The 657-nt window shown below is 49.2% G+C and carries 1 protein-coding gene; it reads left to right on the forward strand.

The annotated features are described in order from the left end of the window. Positions 1-317: 317 nt before the first annotated feature. Positions 318-657, forward strand: a 340-nt coding sequence (locus EHS19_RS10545) for a hypothetical protein (protein WP_151917703.1), incomplete at its 3' end; no start/stop codon positions are given.

Consider the following 657-nt stretch of genomic DNA (forward strand, 5'->3'; position numbering starts at 1 on the left):
GGCCTGGTCATGCCCGAATGCGGCGGCCTCGACCTCAAACTCCCCGGACGCCAATAACCAGTAGGAACACCCCCCGAAACCAACCCACACAAACACCCGAAGAGTCTAAAAAACAGAAAGATGAGGCTGACTCCAACACTAAGGATCATGCAGAATCGGTAAATGCAAAGCGCGATGAATCTGACGGATTACGGTTTGATGCGCAAGCCGAAGTTGGTAATACCGAATCGCGGAATAAGGATGATCTCAGGAGCAAAACTGAGAAGCCTCATGTTAAATCGGGAGAGCAGTGGCTTCGTACGAAGGATGGGAAACTTGTGAAGGATGCTGAAGGGCATAAGCAGCTTCGGCCCAATATTCAGTACGAGCTTGAAGGTAAAGGCAAAGAGGGGATGGGGGAGTATAAGTTCAAGTACGAAACCGATGGGAAGGGACGTATTTGCAAGGTTCATGCCGATTATCTAACATTGAAGAGCACTTATGGGGAAAGTGGGCGGGCTGGTACACCTGCAGATCCGTCTGATAAGGAGTTCATACTTGTTAACGATGAACGTGATAAGGATGCCTTGAAGGAGAAAGGGTGGACTGGCAATCAAATTAAAGGACTCTTCGGGTGTTTGTGTGGGTTGGTTTCGGGGGGTGTTCCTACTGGTTATT

Source organism: Bifidobacterium jacchi, from assembly GCF_009078285.1.
Lineage (GTDB): Bacteria > Actinomycetota > Actinomycetes > Actinomycetales > Bifidobacteriaceae > Bifidobacterium > Bifidobacterium jacchi.